Annotated in this window: 21 protein-coding genes; 10 read left to right on the top strand and 11 right to left on the bottom strand. The window is 67.0% G+C overall.

All coding sequences use genetic code 11. From position 1 onward, the window contains the following. Positions 1-104 precede the first annotated feature (104 nt). The 4 genes from AC3WRT_RS07785 to AC3WRT_RS07770 all read left to right on the top strand — a co-directional run bounded on the left by AC3WRT_RS07785 (position 105) and on the right by AC3WRT_RS07770 (position 3,832). On the top strand, positions 105-524 hold the full coding sequence (locus AC3WRT_RS07785; RefSeq protein WP_492720901.1) for a hypothetical protein: 420 nt from the start codon (positions 105-107) through the stop codon (positions 522-524). Next, positions 521-886, top strand: a complete 366-nt coding sequence (locus AC3WRT_RS07780; protein WP_492720900.1) for a DsrE family protein — start codon at positions 521-523, stop codon at positions 884-886. The genes AC3WRT_RS07785 and AC3WRT_RS07780 overlap by 4 nt, the downstream gene beginning before the upstream one ends. A gap of 25 nt (positions 887-911) precedes the next feature. Next, positions 912-2,486, top strand: a complete 1,575-nt coding sequence (locus tag AC3WRT_RS07775; protein ID WP_492720899.1) for an HD domain-containing phosphohydrolase — start codon at positions 912-914, stop codon at positions 2,484-2,486. 548 nt (positions 2,487-3,034) lie between these two features. After that, entirely contained in the window at positions 3,035-3,832 is a 798-nt protein-coding gene (locus AC3WRT_RS07770) for a hypothetical protein (RefSeq protein ID WP_492720898.1), read from the top strand. 355 nt (positions 3,833-4,187) lie between these two features. On the opposite strand, the gene AC3WRT_RS07765 is transcribed toward AC3WRT_RS07770, so the two are convergent. From AC3WRT_RS07765 to AC3WRT_RS07755, 3 genes are all read right to left on the bottom strand, one after another. Continuing rightward, on the bottom strand, positions 4,188-4,580 hold the full coding sequence (locus AC3WRT_RS07765; protein WP_492720897.1) for a nuclear transport factor 2 family protein: 393 nt from the start codon (positions 4,578-4,580) through the stop codon (positions 4,188-4,190). A gap of 190 nt (positions 4,581-4,770) precedes the next feature. Then, entirely contained in the window at positions 4,771-5,172 is a 402-nt protein-coding gene (locus tag AC3WRT_RS07760; protein ID WP_492720896.1) for a nitroreductase family deazaflavin-dependent oxidoreductase, read from the bottom strand. Between the two features lie 499 nt (positions 5,173-5,671). Next, positions 5,672-6,145 carry a VOC family protein gene (locus AC3WRT_RS07755; RefSeq protein WP_492720895.1) on the bottom strand — a complete coding sequence of 158 codons (474 nt, stop codon included), beginning with the start codon at positions 6,143-6,145 and terminating at the stop codon, positions 5,672-5,674. A gap of 508 nt (positions 6,146-6,653) precedes the next feature. Here AC3WRT_RS07755 and AC3WRT_RS07750 point away from each other — a divergent pair. From AC3WRT_RS07750 to AC3WRT_RS07740, 3 genes are all read left to right on the top strand, one after another. Next, positions 6,654-7,196 carry an ester cyclase gene (locus AC3WRT_RS07750; RefSeq protein ID WP_492720894.1) on the top strand — a complete coding sequence of 181 codons (543 nt, stop codon included), beginning with the start codon at positions 6,654-6,656 and terminating at the stop codon, positions 7,194-7,196. A 261-nt stretch (positions 7,197-7,457) separates the two neighbouring features. Continuing rightward, positions 7,458-7,739 carry an ASCH domain-containing protein gene (locus AC3WRT_RS07745; protein WP_492720893.1) on the top strand — a complete coding sequence of 94 codons (282 nt, stop codon included), beginning with the start codon at positions 7,458-7,460 and terminating at the stop codon, positions 7,737-7,739. A gap of 415 nt (positions 7,740-8,154) precedes the next feature. Beyond that, on the top strand, positions 8,155-8,352 hold the full coding sequence (locus tag AC3WRT_RS07740; RefSeq protein ID WP_492720892.1) for a hypothetical protein: 198 nt from the start codon (positions 8,155-8,157) through the stop codon (positions 8,350-8,352). A 326-nt stretch (positions 8,353-8,678) separates the two neighbouring features. Here the strand turns inward: AC3WRT_RS07740 and AC3WRT_RS07735 are convergent, their stop codons facing one another. Both AC3WRT_RS07735 and AC3WRT_RS07730 read right to left on the bottom strand, forming a co-directional pair. Continuing rightward, complete coding sequence (locus AC3WRT_RS07735; protein ID WP_492720891.1) at positions 8,679-8,888, bottom strand: dodecin; 210 nt, start codon at positions 8,886-8,888, stop codon at positions 8,679-8,681. Positions 8,889-9,226: 338 nt separating this feature from the next. Further along, positions 9,227-9,403 (bottom strand): hypothetical protein, encoded by a 177-nt coding sequence (locus AC3WRT_RS07730; RefSeq protein WP_492720890.1) that lies wholly within the window; start codon positions 9,401-9,403, stop codon positions 9,227-9,229. 365 nt (positions 9,404-9,768) lie between these two features. Here AC3WRT_RS07730 and AC3WRT_RS07725 point away from each other — a divergent pair, with 365 nt between their 5' ends. Then, positions 9,769-10,269, top strand: a complete 501-nt coding sequence (locus AC3WRT_RS07725) for a hypothetical protein (protein WP_492720889.1) — start codon at positions 9,769-9,771, stop codon at positions 10,267-10,269. Positions 10,270-10,554: 285 nt separating this feature from the next. Here the strand turns inward: AC3WRT_RS07725 and AC3WRT_RS07720 are convergent, their stop codons facing one another. The 5 genes from AC3WRT_RS07720 to AC3WRT_RS07700 form a co-directional block, all read right to left on the bottom strand. Beyond that, the gene (locus AC3WRT_RS07720) at positions 10,555-10,851 is read right to left on the bottom strand and encodes a hypothetical protein (RefSeq protein WP_492720888.1); all 297 of its coding nucleotides are present in this window, start codon (positions 10,849-10,851) and stop codon (positions 10,555-10,557) included. Beyond that, complete coding sequence (locus AC3WRT_RS07715; protein WP_492720887.1) at positions 10,848-11,897, bottom strand: class I SAM-dependent methyltransferase; 1,050 nt, start codon at positions 11,895-11,897, stop codon at positions 10,848-10,850. The genes AC3WRT_RS07720 and AC3WRT_RS07715 overlap by 4 nt, the downstream gene beginning before the upstream one ends. A gap of 55 nt (positions 11,898-11,952) precedes the next feature. Further along, positions 11,953-12,231, bottom strand: coding sequence for a nitrate/nitrite transporter NrtS (gene nrtS, locus AC3WRT_RS07710; RefSeq protein ID WP_492720886.1), 279 nt, complete (start codon positions 12,229-12,231; stop codon positions 11,953-11,955). Between the two features lie 81 nt (positions 12,232-12,312). Further along, positions 12,313-13,365 carry an alpha/beta fold hydrolase gene (locus AC3WRT_RS07705; RefSeq protein ID WP_492720885.1) on the bottom strand — a complete coding sequence of 351 codons (1,053 nt, stop codon included), beginning with the start codon at positions 13,363-13,365 and terminating at the stop codon, positions 12,313-12,315. Between the two features lie 594 nt (positions 13,366-13,959). Then, the gene (locus tag AC3WRT_RS07700) at positions 13,960-14,382 is read right to left on the bottom strand and encodes a DUF1003 domain-containing protein (protein ID WP_492720884.1); all 423 of its coding nucleotides are present in this window, start codon (positions 14,380-14,382) and stop codon (positions 13,960-13,962) included. A 395-nt stretch (positions 14,383-14,777) separates the two neighbouring features. On the opposite strand from AC3WRT_RS07700, the gene AC3WRT_RS07695 reads away from it, so the two are divergent. Both AC3WRT_RS07695 and AC3WRT_RS07690 read left to right on the top strand, forming a co-directional pair. After that, the gene (locus tag AC3WRT_RS07695) at positions 14,778-15,191 is read left to right on the top strand and encodes a VOC family protein (RefSeq protein WP_492720883.1); all 414 of its coding nucleotides are present in this window, start codon (positions 14,778-14,780) and stop codon (positions 15,189-15,191) included. Further along, positions 15,140-15,751 (top strand): DUF309 domain-containing protein, encoded by a 612-nt coding sequence (locus AC3WRT_RS07690; protein WP_492720882.1) that lies wholly within the window; start codon positions 15,140-15,142, stop codon positions 15,749-15,751. The genes AC3WRT_RS07695 and AC3WRT_RS07690 overlap by 52 nt, the downstream gene beginning before the upstream one ends. Positions 15,752-16,051: 300 nt before the next feature. Here the strand turns inward: AC3WRT_RS07690 and AC3WRT_RS07685 are convergent, their stop codons facing one another. After that, positions 16,052-18,019, bottom strand: a complete 1,968-nt coding sequence (locus tag AC3WRT_RS07685; RefSeq protein ID WP_492720881.1) for an acyl-CoA dehydrogenase family protein — start codon at positions 18,017-18,019, stop codon at positions 16,052-16,054. Between the last annotated feature and the right edge of the window lie 326 nt (positions 18,020-18,345).

Raw genomic sequence — 18,345 nt, 5'->3', positions numbered from 1 at the left:
GGGCAGCGTCGCCTGCGGAGTGACGTCGTGGGCGACCCTTTCGGGTGCCGTTCCTGGGGCAGGTGCCTCAGGCGCCGGGCTCGGCACCGGGCCACGCTTCGGACATGACCACATCACTGACTACCGCGGAACACACGGGCTACGGCCACGCCGGTCGTCTGCTCGAAGCCTTGGCACACCAGGACTTCGTCATGCTCGCCGACGCTCTCGAGGACGACGTCCACCTACGCGCCCTCGTTAGCGGGGGCATGGTCGAGCTGGAGGGCTCTGCCGATGTGGCGGACAAGTTCAGGTTCTGGTTCGGCGACACCGACGCCTTCGAGCTGCTGGAGGCCTCCATCGGTGAGGTCGCCGGACGACTGCACCTCAGCTGGCGCGTCCGGCTGCAGGCGCCCCGGCTCGGCGACGGCTGGCGTGTCGTCGAGCAGCAGACCTACGTCACCGGCGCCGAGTCGGGCCGCATCGCCCGAATCGACCTGCTCTGCACCGGATACATCCCCGTACGAAAGGAGCTGGTCCCATGACCAGCAAGGCTGTCATCTCCCTCACCACCGGGCTGGAGGACCCCGAGCGCGTCACCGTCGCCTTCCTCGTGTCGGTCGGGGCTGCCGAGACGGGCCGCCGCACCCTGATGTTCCTCACGAAGGAGGCTGTGCGCCTGGCCGTCGAAGGGGTGGCCGTCGGGACCGCCTGCTCCGGGTGCCCGGACCTGCCGAGCCTCGTCAAGCGCTTTCAGGCAGCCGGTGGGGAGATCCTCACCTGCCCGATCTGTGTCTCGTCCAGGGGACTGGACGATGCGCGGCTCATCGAGGGCGCGAGGCTCGGCGGCACGATCCCGATGTGGGAGTGGATCGGCGACGAAGGAGCCACGACGTTCAGCTACTGACCGGGGCGCGTGGGAGGATCGGGCCATGCGGGATCGCCTCCCGGATGGCTCGAACCCAACTGCGCCGGCGCGCGCCGAGCTGCTCGCTGCGCTGTCCCTCGCCATAGACCTCGGCTTGGGGCTGCCGGTGGAGCACGTCCTGCGAGCATCGCTCGTCTCGAAGGCGCTCGCCGAGCAGCTCGGCGGGAACGAGGCCGACCAGGCGACGGCGTTCTACACGACGATGTTCCTGTGGGTCGGCTGCGTGGCCGACTCCCATGAGTACTCGCGGTGGTTCGGTGACGACATCGCGGTCCGCTCGGCCTCCTACGAGGTCGACTGGACGGGGATGCCGTATGCCGTGTTCCTCCTGCGCAGCCTCGGCTACGGGCGTCCCCTGCCACAGCGGATCAAGATGGCTGGCAAGCTGCTGGGCAACCCGCGCGGCAACCTCACCGCGATGATCACCTCCCACTGCTCCTCCGCGGCCCTCTTCGCGAGCCGGCTCGGGTTCGGGGACGACGTGTGCGGTGCCCTTCCTTTTGGGTTCGAGCGGTGGGACGGCAAGGGCCTCCCAGCAGGAGCCTCGGGCGAGCAGCTCCCACTGGCCATTCGGATCACGCAGGTCGCCGACATCGCCGAGGTGCTCCACCATCGCCACGGGCTCGACGCGTGCGTCGCGACGGTCCGTGAGCGCCGGGGCGGCTGGTTCGACCCCGCGGTAGCCGAGGCGTTCGCCGACAACGCCGGGGCACTGCTCGACCTGCCGGATGACGTGTGGCAGCTCGCCGTGGCGGAGGCCCCGGGGGCGCAGGAGGCGGTCACCGAGGCGCAGCTGGACGACCTGGTCATGGCCCTCGGAGACTTCGTGGACCTCAAGAGTCCCTACACGCTGGGGCACTCACGTGCAGTCGCCGCCCTCGTCGGGGCGGCTGCCCGACATGCGGGGCTGACGCCGGACGAGCAGGCGACCCTCCGCCGGGCCGGGCACCTGCACGACATCGGGCGGATCGGCGTCTCCAACCTCGTGTGGGACAAGCCTGGTCGCCTCACCGCGACCGAGCGCGAGCGGATGCAGCTGCACCCGTTCCTCTCCGGCCGCATCGTCGCCCGGGTGCCAGCACTTGCAGCCGAGGCCAGACTCGTCGTCCACCACCACGAGCGACTGGACGGCTCGGGCTACCCCAACCGGCTGTCCGGTGCGGACCTCAGCCTGTCCGACCAGCTCCTGGCTGCCGCGGACCGTTTTCAGGGGCTCGTGGAGCCACGTCCGCACCGGGCGGCACTGTCGCCGGGGCAGGCGACTGACCTGCTGCGGCAGGATGCGAGGGGCGGCCGCCTGCACTCGGGCGCAGTGGACGCGGTGCTCGTCGCGGCCGGTCGCACGTCGGCGCGAGGCGCCTGGCCGGCAGGCCTGACCGACCGGGAGGTCGACGTGCTGAGGCTTGTCGCGGCAGCCACGCCGACCCGTGAGATCGCCACCCGGCTGGGCATCACGGAGAAGACCGTCCGCAACCACATCGACCACGTCTTCGCAAAGACCGGCACGTCGAACCGCGTCGGGCTCAGTCTCTTCGCCCTCACCAGCGGCCTGGCCGCCGCCACCCCGACCCGCGCCTGAACGGCGCCCCGCCCGTGGGGTCAGCCGCACCTGCGCTCAGTCGGGCCTGCGTATGCGACCACCGCTGCCACCCGACGGCTCACCCCCTGCTCGGTCCCGAGATCGAGCGTGGACACGTGCAGGCGGGCCCCGATGGCGGCGTGGGTCCGTTCCCCGGCATCTCGCGCAGCACCTCCCGCTCGCGGGGCGCGAGGGCCTGCGGGGGAGAGGCGCCCTACCGGACTCGATGGTCGACGAGCCGCTGGACGACTCATGACACCGCCGCGCTGGATCGCCGCGTTCGCGCTGGTGACCGGGCTGCCAGTGTTCTCACCGGCCTTTCTGCAGCGAACCCTCAAGGCCCGCTCTTGATCGCCCTGCTGCCCGGCGAAGCTTTGTTCTCGCCTTCGTCGCCGCAGGCAGCGTCCAGCTGCTGCGGTCGCCCGCGCGTGGAACGACGCCTATCCAGCAGACAGGCGCCGGACTAGAAGGCGACCCTCATGTTGAGCAATAGCAGACGTGCAGCGCTCGGACGCGGACACTCGATCAGAGGGGGGAGGCGTTCGGAGATGACATCGCACGCGAGGGAAGCCGCGCCTGAGGCAGCGGCTTCGCAGTGGCCGGCCCGCACAGTCGCCGGGGTCGCTGCGGTCTTGTGGCTCGTCCCGTTCTTCGGGCTCGTCGACCTCCTGGTCGTCCCCCTCCACGATGAGCGCTTCAGTGCGTACTACGTGCTGGAAACGTCGTGGGGGCTCCTGTACACCGCCCTCGTGGCATGGCCTCTCATCATGTTCGCGGTGCGCCCCCAATGGTGGACCTTCCTCCACATCGCTGGCGCGTCTGGCTGCGCCATCCTCATCGTCGGACTGGTCGGACGTATCCCGGGACAGGCCCTTGTGGGAGCCCTGATCGTCCTCTCGGCCGCCGCACCCCTCGTCACGTCCATGCGCACACTGTGGCCCGCCGCGCGGCCCAAGCTTCAGGCCTTTCCCGCGATACCGCTCATCCTGGCGACGATCGCCGCGATCGGGAGCGTCGGCAACGCGGTCACGGTGGTGACCGCGATCCGGTCGAACGCCGTAGACGACAACACGTGGGAGCTGATGCACCTCCCGATGCAGGCCGCGTTCGGGTTCGCTGTCGCCGCAGCGGCGTTCGTGGCTGTGGTCGCCAGAATGGTCGGGGCCAGAGGCTCTCGAGTCAGTGCGCTGGCGCCCTCCTTCTCGGCCATCTGGTTCGGATCCGTATGCGCCCTCTACCCCCACCTGGTCGGAAGCGTCGGAGCGTTCCCGAGCATCGTCGTCATCGCATGGGGGTTGGCCTTCGCAGCCACGGCCTGGACTAGGCGGACAGAGCCGGCCCTATGACAAGTCGGCGACAAGAGCACAGAAGCAGCCGGGAGTGTCGGTGCGCCCCCGACTATCGCGGGAGACGGTGCAGCGCGCGGTGTCGCTGTGGGAGACCGCCGCGGCGCGGCTCGAACCATGGTCGGGATCGGCGGCTGCGATCACGACGCGGACAGGGAAGCAGCTCGCTCGTGGTTCGCGTCACCAGTCTCCAAAAGGCTCTCCTGGCCGACTAGGCGTGTGACAGGTTCAGGGCGCTGTGCTGCCTCCCCGACATCATGCGGTATGCCCGTTCGTCATCGGCGAGTCTTCTGATGCGAGTGGGATTGAGCCAAACGCGCGCCCGGCATGTCCCTGCCGATAGCCGGTCCTTCGGCTAGTCCCAGAACTCGTCGTTGCTCGCTGTGTCGTCGAAGAACTGGCGGGCCTCGATGACGCGCCCGTCGCGCACCTGGAAGACGATGACGGCGTTCTGCTGCAGGGTGTTCGAGTTACGGGTGGCTCGGTTCGTGTTCAACGCCACGGTGTGGTTGTCCCCGCCGACGACCTCGTCGAGGGTGACGACCAAGCTCCCACCCGAACGCGTCATCAACTCGCCGAAGAGGGACAGGATCTCGTCCCGACCCTGCTTCGTCCCCGCGAGCGATCCCCTGCCCGGCACGTACCAGACAGCATCGTCAGCGAAGAGTTCGGTGAGCGTCCCCATGTCACCGGCGCTGAAGGCCGCGTACCCACGCCGGATGACCTCTACATCTTCTGTCGTGCCCATTTCCGATCCCTTCCGTGCCCGACTGCCCCGACCGTTGAGTGAACCAACCAACGTTATCCCCGGGCCGGGACCCTGTCTGCGGAATGCCGGCCGTCGCGCCGCCTGCCGAACCCAGAACTGTCGAGGCCTGGGTGGCGGCCGCTCACGTCACGCACCTCGCCCCGGGAGTTCCCTCTTGGTTCGCTGGCCGTCAGCCGCTGCGAGCAGGCTGTTCGTGAGAAGAGCCGTCGTCGATCGTCAGCACGATGAGCGGGCTGTGTCGCAGCATGTCCGGCACATCCGTGCGACCCCAACGCCTGGCGGCGGCCTCGATCAGGGGCCGGCGTTCGTCGGGGTCGGTGACGACTCGCGCCGTTGCGGGCACATCCGCGGCCAGCGACTGCTTCAGGTGAACGACGACGTGCGGATCGGCTTCGATGTTGTGAATCCAGTCTCGCGTCCGGTCCGCCCGCGGCATCCCGGTGATGAAGAGCTGACCGTCATCGTTGTGCAGGAAGATCTCGATGCGCCGCAGCTGGCCGGTCCGCCTGCCCGTGGTCGTCAAGTCGATGACCTGACTGCGGCTGAGGGCGGCTCGGGTGGCGTCACTCAAAGGACTCTCAGAACCCATGGCACGATCCTCTCGACTAGCACCTTCCCCGTGGTCGCCGACGTCCGATACCTCGAGGGGCCGTCTAGGCGTACAACACGTCTGCGGCTCGCGTTAGTCCCCAGCATGGGGGTCAACGCGGTATCAGCTGGCGAACCGCTGGGCCGACACCCTGGGGCGAACGGTCAGCCCAGGCGCGGGCCCACCCTGGTTCGGCGCTTCGGAGAGGGATGCCTTGTGCGACCTCCTCGAGCGGCTGACCCGACGCGGCAACGGTCCTGGCGCCGCGGACCATCCCGGCCATCGCCGTGCACCCCTGTTCCTACGCGAACATGACCCTGCGGTCGCGCCCAGGTCGGTGGTTCCGGGACCGTGGAAGGCCTGCTCTACTTGCCTCGGCAAGGACACCACGGGCTATGGCTGCCTGCCTCCCGGTCATGGTGCTCCCGCCGCGCGGATGTCGCGACCGCCCGGCTCACCTTTAGGCGGGGGTTGAGGACGGTCAGGCGCCTTTGTAGGCGGCTTGAAGGGCGGCGATGTCGATCTTGCCCATCTTGAGCATCGCCTGGCAGACCCGCAGATTAGCCGCGGAGGTGTAGTCGCCTGACAGTTCCTCGAGCTCGCGGGGGATGACCTGCCAAGAGACGCCGAACTTGTCCTTGCACCAGCCACACGGGCCAGGCTCGCCGCCGTCTGCGGTGAGGATCTGCCAGTACCGGTCGACCTCCTCCTGCCCATCGACGCGGAGATAGAACGAGAACGCTTCGTCGAGGTGGAAGTCTGGTCCCGCGTTGAGCCCGATCACCTCATGTCCGGAAACAGTGAACTCCACGACCTCAGCGACGGGGTTGTCCGGTTCGGTGCGGGCTGTGAAGACTCGCGTGATGGCCGAGTCCGGAATGTGTTCGGCATAGAAGTTTGCCGCCTCGACGGCTTTGTTGTTCCCGAACCACAGGTGCGTTCGAACCGATGCCATGACATCTCCTCCTGTCCGAGGGCCCTCCCGAGCGGGGTCGAGCGTCAGGACAGTATTCACCCGGTCCGGCTGGCGACGCATGTCATCGTGACCGCGCGGTCCCGAGAGGCGCCGCTACTACCGCGTCCAGATTTGCGCTTGGGGAGATCTGTGACGAGCGCTGGTGGGCCGCAGGCAGACCTGGTTCTGCAGGGAACCGCTCAGCGTCGTCGAATACAGGGCCATGGACGCGGCTCTAGCCACGCCGGCAGGCACTCACGACCCTTACCGACGCCACGTCGTCGGCCTGATTCGGTGGACCGCCCGTCAGGCGGCGATAGGAAGCGTGGACAGGCGGTGGCCGCGCCTCCTCTGAGGGTGGCACGCGCCCAAGCGGGCGGCTTTCCACCTGGCTGGTCCTGGGAGGGGCACGAGGTGCTGGTCGGGCCCCTGGCGGCTACGCGGGACGTGAGTCGTCTTGCCACCCCGAACGCCTGCGGCATCACCCCGCTGGTGCCATGGTCGTCGTATGCCCCCTCTTGCGCCTCCCGGAGACCTCGCGACCACCGACCTTCTCCGCTGGATGTTCGACCGCCTCAATGAGCACGACATCTCGAGCATGCGCCAGTTCTGGACCGTCTCCACCGTCGAGTACTTCCCGGACGCCACATGCCGCGGCGCTGATGAAGTGGCCGCCTACTTCGCTGACAAGTTCACCGCGATCGAAGACTTCCATCTCGAAGTGCTGGCTATCGCCGGGTCGGGTGACGACGCGTTGGTTCACTGGCGGATGACGGGACGCCATATTGGCGTGCAGCTCGGGATTACCGGTACCGGCAAGGAGATCGAGCTCGACGGAATCGACCACTTCGTCCTGCGTGACGGCAAGGTTGCGACCAACACAGTCGTCTTCGACCAGATGAGGTTCGCACGCCAAGTGGGCCTGTTGCCGCCGGACGGGTCGGTAGCTGACAAGGCGCTCAAGTTCGGGTTCAACGCCAAGACCAGAGTCGCGATGGCTGCGCGCCGCCGTCTTGGGCACTCCACCGCTGCCGCATCTTCGGTGGATTGAACCGCGTCGACGCGTAGGACGCCTGAGGCCCGAGGGCTCAAGAAGCCGCGCGCAATCGCGCCCGGCGCGACGCCGTGACATGCGCGTGGCGCACCAGGACGCCACGTGGCGAAGTGATGCGCATTCGCGAGGATTCCCTGAATGGGCGGATCGCAACCTCAGAGGCGATCTACGGACAGATTGTCGTCGTCGGGGGGCACGTGCGAATCGCCCCCGACCCGGGTGTGGGGCTCAGCGGCGCGGACGTAACGTGTCAGAGTGATGTTCAGTCAAGACCTTCGCGACGCAGTGGCGCGCGGCGAGGTCACCGTTTCGATCCGGCTGTGGAGCCGGCCGCAAGTCAAGGTCGGCGGCCGCCACCCGACCGCCGGCGTGGTCATCGAGATCGACTCCCTCGAAGTCCTGCCTTTCTCCGCCGTGACTGACGACGATGTACGCGCCTCGGGGGAAATCGACAGGGAGGCCCTGCGTGACCGGGCGGCTCACTCAGGGCCGATCAACGACGGCACATTGGTCTACAGGATCGAGTTCCATGTGGTGTAACCGCAGCGCGAGCCCTTAGTCCGCGGTGTTCATGTTCTGAGCGCGGATGTCCTGCCCAGTGGATCGTCGACCAGCGGCGGTGTGACGCACGTGAGCGGTGATTCATCGCTTCACCGCAGAAGCTACAAGTCCAACCGCCACGGCAGCGTTGGCAGGATGGCTATCCCGGCGCTATGTCGCCGCCTGGGCCCGTCTCGCGATTGCCTGGGGCTTGGAGATCATCATCTGGACCTGGTCAAGTACTCGCCTTCACGGTGTGCCACGCACTGAAGGGACTGCGAGCGGCTGAGATTGGCTCGATCCAGTTCCCACGTGCTCGGCAATCGCCGCTGAGACCAACTGGAGTGCGTCCGACTGGGTACCGACTAGGGGACTCGAAGCCACGACGGCGCCGACACGACGGCCAGGAGGAAGCATGGAGATCGAGAGGCAGCAGATAATTGAGATTCTCGAGAACCGGGGCGACCCAGAGCAAGCGCAGAAGGCTCAGGCTGAGCTCCCTGACCCGGTCGACACGGAGCAACACGAAGACGACCTGAGGCGTTTCCGCATCAGTCACGACGAGCTGCCGGGTTGGTCAGATGGGCCGGCAGACGAGGGCGGCGACTCCTGACCTCAGCCCCGCCACGATCCGGCTCGCTTTCGTCGCAGTCGCCCTCTCCGCCGTCCCGGGGTCAACCGCGTCTTGACGTCCGTTCCGGCGTGACCAGGCCTGTGGGCTCCCGGCTCCCGGCCGTGCGCTCGCGGTTCCGTCGCGGTCTGCGGGACCCGACGGCCCCGCCCACGCCCTGCGTCACGCGATCGTCGACAAGCGGCGGTGTGACGCGGCTCGGGGCGGCGTCGCCGAACGCGCCGCCAGGGGCAGACCCGGCGAGCGTGGCCATTCTCCGCGCGGCCGACCAGGGCGCCGGCTCCAGTCCTCGGGTGCTCGAGCTCACCTCAGTCCTCGAGGCGGAAACCGATCTTCACGGTCACTTGCCAATGAGCGACCCCCTCTCCATCCAGCTGGCCTCGGATGTTCTGAACCTCGAACCAGTCGAGGTTGCGGAGGGTGGTGCTTGCCTTGGCGATGGCGTTGTCTACGGCTGCCTCGACTCCGTCAGGTGACGTTCCGACAATTTCGCTGATCGAGTACACGTGGTTGGCCATGGTTCCCTGCTCCTCACGCGCGCGACGGCGCTTCTGACCACTATGCCTCAGCTGGTGAATCGGCCCTAGTGCTGCAGAAGCGCAACTGCTCACCCGGCACGCAGGGATGTGTGGCCGAAGTGCTAGTCCTGTCACGACACGTTGCGAGACCGCGGCCCTGTCAGCAGGTGGACCTACGGGCACTTGACCCGACTGATGCCAGTTCAGTCAGAAACCGATACCGCCCGCTAGGTACCCCTCTAGGAATGTTGCGCCGTTCGATTCAGCCTTCAAGCGCGCAGTTCCACGCGGCTCCAGCGCCTACTGTCCGATCCTCGGCCGGTCCGGTAGGCAAGGCCTCAGACCCGCGTCCAGCACGCGGCGGAAGGACGCGGCTCGCGGGCGCGGACGCGCATGTCCGCGTCGCCCGTCGTGTCGCGCCTGGTGTCCCGCAGCAGGATCTCGTTGGCCCGCCGGAGCTCCTTGGCCTCAAGCTCGAGCTCGGCGATCCGCTTCGCCTTCTTTCGTCTCGTCACGTCACGTCAATGGCCCTCGTCGACCTCGGCCTTGACCCAGTTGCGCAACGTCTCCGGGTTGATCTCGAGCTGGCCACCCACCCCGTCAATGCACCCGTCTTGGTGTCGAGTCACGCCGCAGATCGACGGCCATCCTGATCGCCCGCTCCCGAAGCTCCTCTGGGTACTTCCTCGGTGCTGCCATGACTCGGCTTCCGTGGAATGAGAGCCTCCATCAGAACCGGAACGGGACATAGTGCCGCGAAGGCTGCACGTCGCGAACTCTGCCTTCAGGCTGGGTTGTCTCGGGGTGCCATGGGGAGGAATCTGGCACTGCGGCCGCATGCAACGGGCGCGGGACGTCGACACGACGCCGACGTTCGCCAGTGACGACCAAGGAGAATCTCATGGGATCGCTCATACGAGCAGGGGCGTTGGCCGGGTCGGCAACGATGGCTGCTTTGCTCCTGCAGGGGTCAGCCCCAAGCGCATCCGCCGACGCGCACGGCAGCGGGGCCAAGAGCACTCAGACGTTTCACGTGCTCTTCAGCCTTCCGAACTACACCGACCTGGGACCGCCTGGGTTCTCCGCCGCGGACGTGATCGTCTTTCACGACCAGCTGCAGCAGGGCTCCCGAACCGTCGGCGATGAAGTCGGAAGCTGCGTCATGCTAGACGAAACGGGCTTGTCCAACTGCAGCGGCGTGGTGCAGCTGACCAACCGCGGGACGATCACCTTCTCCTTCGTCAACGCGCCGCCCCCGCACAAGGTGCTGGCCATCACTGGTGGCTCGGGCCAGTTCGCGACGGCCCGAGGCGATGGGACGCTCGACGAGAACGGCGACGGGACGGGAACTTTGGTACTTGTCCTTCAACTCAGGCCGTAACTCCCACGACGGCAATGGCGCCTTGCGGGCAAAAGGCACAGGTAGCGCACCCCCTAGACGCGATTTCACGCGAGCAACTCGTGGTGGATCACTTCAGCGAGTAGAAGCAACAGACGCTGTTCATGCGTCGCGGTCACAGTGGTCGACTGGCGGCGGTGTGATGCACCATTCCGAGTCGAGCGCGATCCCTTGTCGCGGGCATCTACCCCGGGGACCGGACCGCTCGCCAAGGACTGAACTTCGGGTGCCACGCAGAGGGCGGGCCAGCGCCCGGTGTCAGCAGGTCTACAGCTGTACTTCGCTCAGCACGTCCAGGTTGCGAAAGGTTGGCGCACCTTCGCAAATCCCTGCCAGGAACGCGGCAAACTCCGCGGTCGGGGGGCGGTTGGAGTTCTCCATAGCCTGCTCGTGCGATGCGAACACCACCATCAGCGTGTACTGGTCGTCGTCGTCCCGGTCCTTTGTCAACACGACGCGATGCGGGATCCGATCACCTTCGGTCCTGGCCATCCAGGCATCGAGGTAATGGTCGAACTCGGCGATCCGACTCGACCTGAAGTCGATCATCTGCGCGAACTTCACGACACTCTCGCCTCCAGCACGACGTTGAACGGCGTCTCGGCCACCCGACGGAACGTCGAGAACCCCGCGCCGACAACGATTTCACGCAGTCTGGACTCCCCCGCCTGAGCGCCCAGCGCGGCACCCACGTCTTGGGACAACGAGCTCGGGGTGCAGAGCAGTGTGGAGAACCCGTAGTAGGCCGCACCGACCGGGTTGAGGTTGTCGCTGAGGTCATCATTGGCGAACGGCTCGATGAGCATGAGGGTCCCGCCCGGCGCCAGACGATCGCGTACGTGGGCACATGCACCGGCCGGGTCGCCCATGTCGTGCAGGCAGTCGAAGAAGCAGACGAGATCGAAGGCCCCTTCGAACGTCGCGGCCGAGGCGACCTCGAAGCGGACCCGATCGGCCAGCCCCGCGTCTGCGGCGCGCTTCCGCGCTTCCTCGATCGACCCTTCGTGCGCGTCGACACCGACGATGCTCGATGCCGGGTACTCCTGTGCGAGGAGCAGCGTGGACGCACCGTGTCCGCAGCCCACGTCGGCGACGTGTGCGCCGGCGGTGAGCTTGGCTTCCACCCCGTCGAGCGCCGGGATCCAGGCACCGGCAAGGTTGTTGAGATAGCCGGGCCGGAAGAACCGTTCGCAGCCGCCGAGGACGTGAGCGTCTTGGTCGCCCCAGGCGAAGCCCTTCCCGGTCCGGAATCGCGCTGCGATCGTGTCCGTGGCGTAAACCGATCCGACGGCGATCTCGAAGGCTCCGATGACGCAGGCTGGGCTGGTCTCATCGGTGAGGGGGATGGCGTGTTCGTCGGGGAGCAGGAAGCGGCCGTCACCGTCGTACAGCAGGTAGCCCCGTGCCGCTTGCGCACTCGACCACTCGCGCACGTACCGTTCGGCGGTTCCGGTGCGGCTGGCCAGGTCTGCGGGGCTGAGCCAACCGGCGCCGGCCATCGCCCTGTACAAGCAGAGTTTGTCGCCGATGACAACCATCGAACCGCCGAGTAGGGCTCCAACATCGCCGATGGCTCTCTCGACGAATTCGGTCATTTCCGTTTCGTTCATGTCTTTGTTCCTTTCCGTTCGCGGCACGCTGCCCAGGGTGAAATTCCCATCGCACTCAACCCGTTGTGCTCGGACTCGAGCGGTCTGCATTTCTGCGCGTGGCCGACAGCAGCCCAAAGTTCGAGACGCAAAACGGTGTCAGATACGTCAGAACAGCCTTCGCCCAGACCAGGGCGGTCGCGCGCCCGGCCAGGATGACGCCGAGCTGGTTCATCGCGAAAAACGCGGTCCCGACAACCAACATGACGGATACCGTCCGCTTGAGCTGCCGCGGCGAAAAGGCCACCGACAGCAGTTCACGCGGCGTGGACCACGTTGACCCTGACTCGTTCATCTCGACCTCCCTCGATTACGGGTTGTCGATCAAACTAGACACGGACAGCGAGAGGTACCTCCGTATAGATACGGGACTTCGCTAAATTCCGAGCTCGGCTGCCCGGCGCACGAGTTCCGTCTTCGAGCCGACCTCGAGCTTCTCGTAGACGTTGACGAGGTGGCTCTCCACGGTGCGCTTGCTCACACCGAGCTGGCCGGCGATCACGCTGGCCGTCTCGCCTCGTGACGCGAGCAGGGCCACCTCGCGTTCGCGTCGGCTCAGCGCATCCACCCCGAGGCTGGTCCGCCGCCTCGGACGGCTCTTTCGACCGGTCACGAAGATCTCGACCTCGTCAGCGATCGCGTCGACGTCGCCCAGCCAAGGCCGGTGCTCAGTTCCCGGCAGTTCGACGTAGCGGGCTCCCGGAAGGTGCTCCGCGAGGTACCGCGCGTGTCCCACCTCGATCCACGTGTCACCTGCCCGGTGCAAGATCAGGGTCGGCTGCTCGACCTTCGGGAGCAGGTCGCGGACGTCCATCCGCATGTTCATGCGGATGGCGTTCTGCGCCATGGCAGGGCTCGCCGCCATTCGCAGGTACCGAGCCCACCACGCGCGATGCTGCGCATCGTCAGCCGGGCTCGGGCGGCCGCCATCCCACCACGTGCCGGATGCCCACGCCCGGTCCATTCCGACGATGGTGTCCTCAAGCTGCTCAGCCGAGGGGCCATAGGGGTAGTCCGGTCCGGCAAGACGACGTGCCCACGACCCGTACAGGACCAGCGCCCGGGTCCGCTCCGGGTGCTCGTAGGCGAACAGCAGGCTGAGTGTGCCGCCTTCGGACACCCCCAACAGGGTGGCACGGCTGGATCCGGCGGCATCCATGACGGCCCGGATGTCGTCCATCCGCTGGTCCATCGACGGCGGGCTGTCAACGGGGTCGGACATGCCCGAGCCACGCTTGTCGAACACGATCAGCCGCGAGAACGAGGCCAGCCGGCTTAGGAAATGGGCCAGGCGCGGTTGCTCCCAGGCCACCTCCACATGAGAGACGAAGCCCGGCACCAGGATCAAGTCGTGGGGTCCATCGCCCACAACCTGGTAGGCGACGCTGACCCCGTCGCTCTTCGCGTATTGCGTCTCTCGCTTCATCATTCAGCGCTCCAGCCCCCGGGTCCGCCCGGAAGCAGCTTCCCGTCAACGATAGAGCCCGGGCGGCACGAACCACGGATACCTGCGCCTGACGACGGGCACGAACGTGGGCGCCCCCGGAAGGACCACTGTGCCGTCATCCGATCCAGCCCGCTAGCCTCGGCGGCTCAACACGAGGCGATACGCATGCAGGCCGCCGAAGAGGTGCCCGGATAGGGCCAGTGAGGCGGTCACACACCGGCGACGTAGGCGGTGGATAGACGTAGGTGAGGGTGGTTCCGCGTCTCCGGCGTGAGCCCCTGAATGAGGTCCGGTTCAAAGCCCACTTTGAAGTCGTCCCTCTGTCTGGCCGTAGGAGGCACTACAGCGAGCCGCTGCCTGGTTTGAATGGAAGAAGTGCACGGCAGCGCCGTCGTTCGTTCGGAGGTCTGGCGCCCCGAGTCAGCCCTGACCGCTATGACCACGCTGACAGTCTGCCCTGCTGGCTGGTGAACCCGCCTTCGGAATTGCGTCCCCTTGAGGCGGTGTGTTCCGACGTCGGGTGGCCCAAACATCTGGGGCTCTGGGGCCCTGAGTGGCTTAAATCCGCGCTCGGGGTCACGGGCTGGTGTCTCCGTCGCTTGCGGCCGTTAGCAGGCGGCGATGGAGTTCCGTGGTGAGCACGTGTATTTGGCGCGTCAGGTCGGTGTTCGTCTTGAGCTCAAGCTCGGACTCGTTGAAATCGTGCGCCGCTTTGGCGGACGCAAATGCGGCCTGACGGTTCTGTCCGATCATGACGAAGGTCGACAGGAAGATCGCCTCGAGCGAGACGACCAGCGTCAGAGTGGGCCAAGGGCTCCTCTCGAAGACGAGCATCCACACCGCGAACAGCGCGGCGTGTAAGTACACGAACCCCATTGAGCCTGCGAAGGCCGTGATCTTGTCGGCGGTTCGCAACTGGAAGTCTTCGGCGCGCTGCTGGAGGATCTCGTTGAAGGCGGGATGCGTATGCTGCTGCGCGCGAACGGTCACATCGGTCATGAAGATCACCGTAGGACCGAACGACGCGGACGTCCCGCTGCTCCTGGCGATCAGGGATCGAGCTGCTATGCCTGGCCACCACCACCGGGGTTGGTGTGCGACCCAGGCGATGTAGAGCGCGATGCCCGTGCCTACCGCGACTCGACGTTTGACGAAGTGTTCATGCCGCTCGGGCACTGCGGGTGTCCAACGTCTCGCACGCTCATCAGCAGGATGAGGGTGAGACTCGCCCTGGTCAGCTGGCCGGCTGGCCGGCTGGCGACTGGCCGGCTGGCTGGATAGCGGCGAAGCGACGCAGCTGCAGTCGTTGTCCTTCTCATACGGTTGTCGCATCGGCTTCAAAAGGAAGCACCCGCGCGATCCCGCGTGGCGTTGCCCGATGGAGAGGACTGCCAATGAGAACCCTGCATGTCGGCCTCCGGGTCGTGGATCGGGAGCGTTCGCTTGCGTTCTACACCGCCCTGGGCTACGTAGTGGTTGGGAGCGTCCCGGAGACGGAGTTCGGCAGTTTGACGATGCTCAAGCTTCCCGGTGACGACTTCGTGGCCCTCGAGCTCATCGACAGTCCCGACATCGGCCGGATCGATCCTCAGGGCCTCAACCACCTCGTCATCAAGGTCGAGTCCATGACCGCAACCATCGCTGATCTGGCCGCGCAGGGAGTCACTGCTGAACCGCCCAGTTCGCCGGATGGCTCGGAGGACTTCTTGACGTCCTGGATCATGGACCCCGATGGCCATCGCATAGAGATGGTGCAATGGCCCGCAGGTCACGCCGAGGGCATGACCGAAGCCGACTTTTCCGGATAGGGCTCCCTGCAGCGACTCTGCCTGTCCGGGCCAACTCTGGATACGCCGGCGTGAGGGGAGGCCAACTCGCGGCGGTAAGACGCCAGGTGGCCGCGCCGTCTGGTGCCGCCTCTTGGGAGACTGGTCCCATGACGGGAGCTGATCGTGACCGGGACACCGAGGGCCGCGCTCGACAGGCGAGGCCTCGCGACGCTTTGGGCCGACCGCTGCCCTATGGCGCTGAGGGTGTTGAGCCGGTGTCGGAGGAGCCCCTGCCTGCCAAAGAGACTCTCGACGTAGCTCGAGAACTTGTGGGGGCGGGACGTCCGTTCTCCGCTCATGAGGTGCTGGAGGCGCGTTGGAAGGCGGGGCCGATCGAGGAACGGGACCTGTGGCAGGGGCTTGCGCAGGTCTGTGTTGCCATGACACATGCGGCCCGCGGAAATCAGGTTGGGGCTGATCGGCTTTTCGACCGTGCTGCGGAGCGGTTGAGCGCATTTGCGGGGACCGGTCGCTGGGCCTACGGCCTTGATTTGGATGCGGTCGTGGAGCAAGCGCGAAGTCACGTCGGAAAGCTGTAAGTGCCAGCCCGGATCGCCGCGAATTGACGCGCGCGCCCGGTACCGCACCGCATCGCCACTCTGTTCGCCACCCGCACTCAGGGGCACTCGGATCCCCGTTGTGTCGAACTTCGCGGCCCTGATTCATGTTCTCGTCACCCCACCAGCAGGTCGGCCATGCGGCTCCGAATGGGCCCTATGCGCATGTTGGTAGGCCCTTCGTCATCGCGTATCGAACAGGTGGGTCTGGGAGGAGCCGGAGCGCACCTGAGCGGCGGCGGCCCTCGCGCAGGCGCAGCGAGGACGACTCGCTCCACGGAGTCACCGGAGGGGGCGCCAGACGGACTCCGCTTCGCTGGGCCCCGGCGACCACGCGGCGATCCACGGTCCGGTGCCCTCGCTCGGGTCGAGCACGCCCTCCTCGAGCCAGGTGTAGTCGCCGGCCAGCACACTGCGCGCGAGCCGCGAGTCGGTGGCATCGGTGTTGGTCCACAGGGCGGTGAACAGCGTCTCCACGCGCAGCCGGCTCTGGTCACAGAACGCGTCAGCGAGCTGGTAGGCGTGCCGACCACGCACGTCGTCCTTGACCCGCAGCATCTCGGCCCGGCTGCATGCGGCCGTCATGGCGAACAGCTCGGCGCCGATGTCCACGACCCGGCCGAGGAACACCTGCCGGTACTCCAGCTTCGCCTGCCAGCGGGACATGCCGTAGAACGTGTGCCGTGCCAGCTTGCGGCTGGACCGCTCGACGAACCGCAGGTGCTCGGCGAGAGGTCCGAACTCGGCATACGACATCGGGGCGGAGCCCCGGCCGGCCACGAGATGCGGCAGCCACTTCGCGTAGAACCCACTGGCTCCCACCGCGGCCCGTGCCTTGTCCTGGAACGTCGCCTGCTTGTCCGCCAGCGCGCCGGCCGCCTTGAGGTGCGCGTCGACGGCCTCCCGGGCGATGAGCAGACGCATGATCTCGCTCGAGCCCTCGAAGATGCGGTTGATCCGCGAGTCGCGCAGGATCTGCTCGGCGGGCACGGCTCGCTCGCCGCGGGCGCGCAGGGACTCGGCGGTCTCGTACCCTCGGCCTCCCCGGATCTGTACGAGCTCGTCGGCGATCTTCCACGCCATCTCGCTGGCCCACAGCTTGGCGATTGCGGCCTCGATCCGGATGTCCTTGCTACCCGCGTCGGCGAGCTGTGCCGACAGCTCCAGCACCGACTCCAGGCCGTACGTCGTGGCGGCCATGAAGGCGATCTTCTCGGCGACGGCATCGTGCTCGCCGATCGGCCGACCCCACTGCACCCGCTCCGAGGACCACTCGCGCGCGATCTTCAGCGCCCACTTGGCCGCCGCCGCGCACATCGCGGGGATGGCCAGCCGTCCGGCGTTGAGGGTGGTGAGAGCGATCTTGAGGCCGTCGCCCTCGTTCCCCAGCCGGTTCTCGACGGGGACCCGCACCTGGTGCAACCTGGTCAGACCGTTCTCGATCCCCTTGAGCCCCATGAAGGAGTTGCGCCGCTCGACGGTGATCCCCTTGGAGCTGCCCTCGACGACGAACGCGGTGATGCCTCCCTTCCGACCGTCATGCGCTGGCACCCGCGCGATGACCACGAGCAGGTCGGCAACGACGCCGTTGGTGGTCCACAGCTTCACCCCGTCGAGGAGGTATGCCGTGCCGTCCCCCGTGGGGATGGCGGTGGTTGCCAGCCGGGCCGGGTCGGACCCCACGTCGGGCTCGGTTAGCAGGAAGGCGGAGATGGCGCCCGCGGCGCAGCGGGGCAGGAACGCCTCCTTCTGCTCCGTGGTGCCGACGAGCTTGACCGGCTCTGGGACACCGATCGACTGGTGAGCAGACAGCAGCGCGCCGATGCTCGGGTGGGCGGAGCTGGCAAGCATCAGCGCCTTGCCATAGGACGACGTGGTCAGACCGAGCCCGCCGTACTCGCGGGGGATCTTCATGCCGAAGGCGCCCACGTCGGCCAGTGCCTTGACGTCCTCGTCGGGAATCTGTGCCTCGCGCTCGATGCGGGCGCCGTCGATGTGGTTGCAGACCTCGCGCATCCGGGTCAGGAACTCGTCACCGCGGGCGTCGTCGGCAGGGTCGGCCCGGGGATGGGGATGGACAAGGTCGAGGTCGAAGCGGCCGAGATAGAGGCCCCTGGCGAAGCTCGGTCGCTCCCACCCCTTCTCGCGCGCCGCCTCGACGATCGCGCGAGACTCCCGCTCGGTGGCGTCGACACGACGGGCGCGGTCGGCCTGCTCGGTGGACGGGTTCTCCCTGACGTCACGGCTCATTGCCTCGCCTCCTATACCCCAGTGTTACCTCTGGGTAGCCGAAGCGAAAGCCCAAGGGCTCTCCGGCCGAGACCGCCTGTCGCAGCAGGACGGTCGCCGCCGCTGGGACGAACCGGGTCAGGGCGTACCCGCTGGTGTCGATGACGCGCGCTGGTGAGCCTCGAGCTTGAGACCGCGAAGAGCATGTACCGGAAGCGCTGCGCGCAGTCGAAAAAGGACACGACAAGAGGCCGACCAGCACGACGACTGTCAGCGGATGGCCGTTCAGACCCAGGAGACCGTCACGCCCGGGCGTTAAGGCGAGTGAGCTCAGCGCGGTGCTCGTC

The sequence above is a fragment of the Terrabacter sp. FW104-15G4B genome (assembly GCF_058790095.1).
Note: the sequence above shows the minus strand (reverse complement) of the source record. Positions and strands in the feature narration are given on the sequence as shown.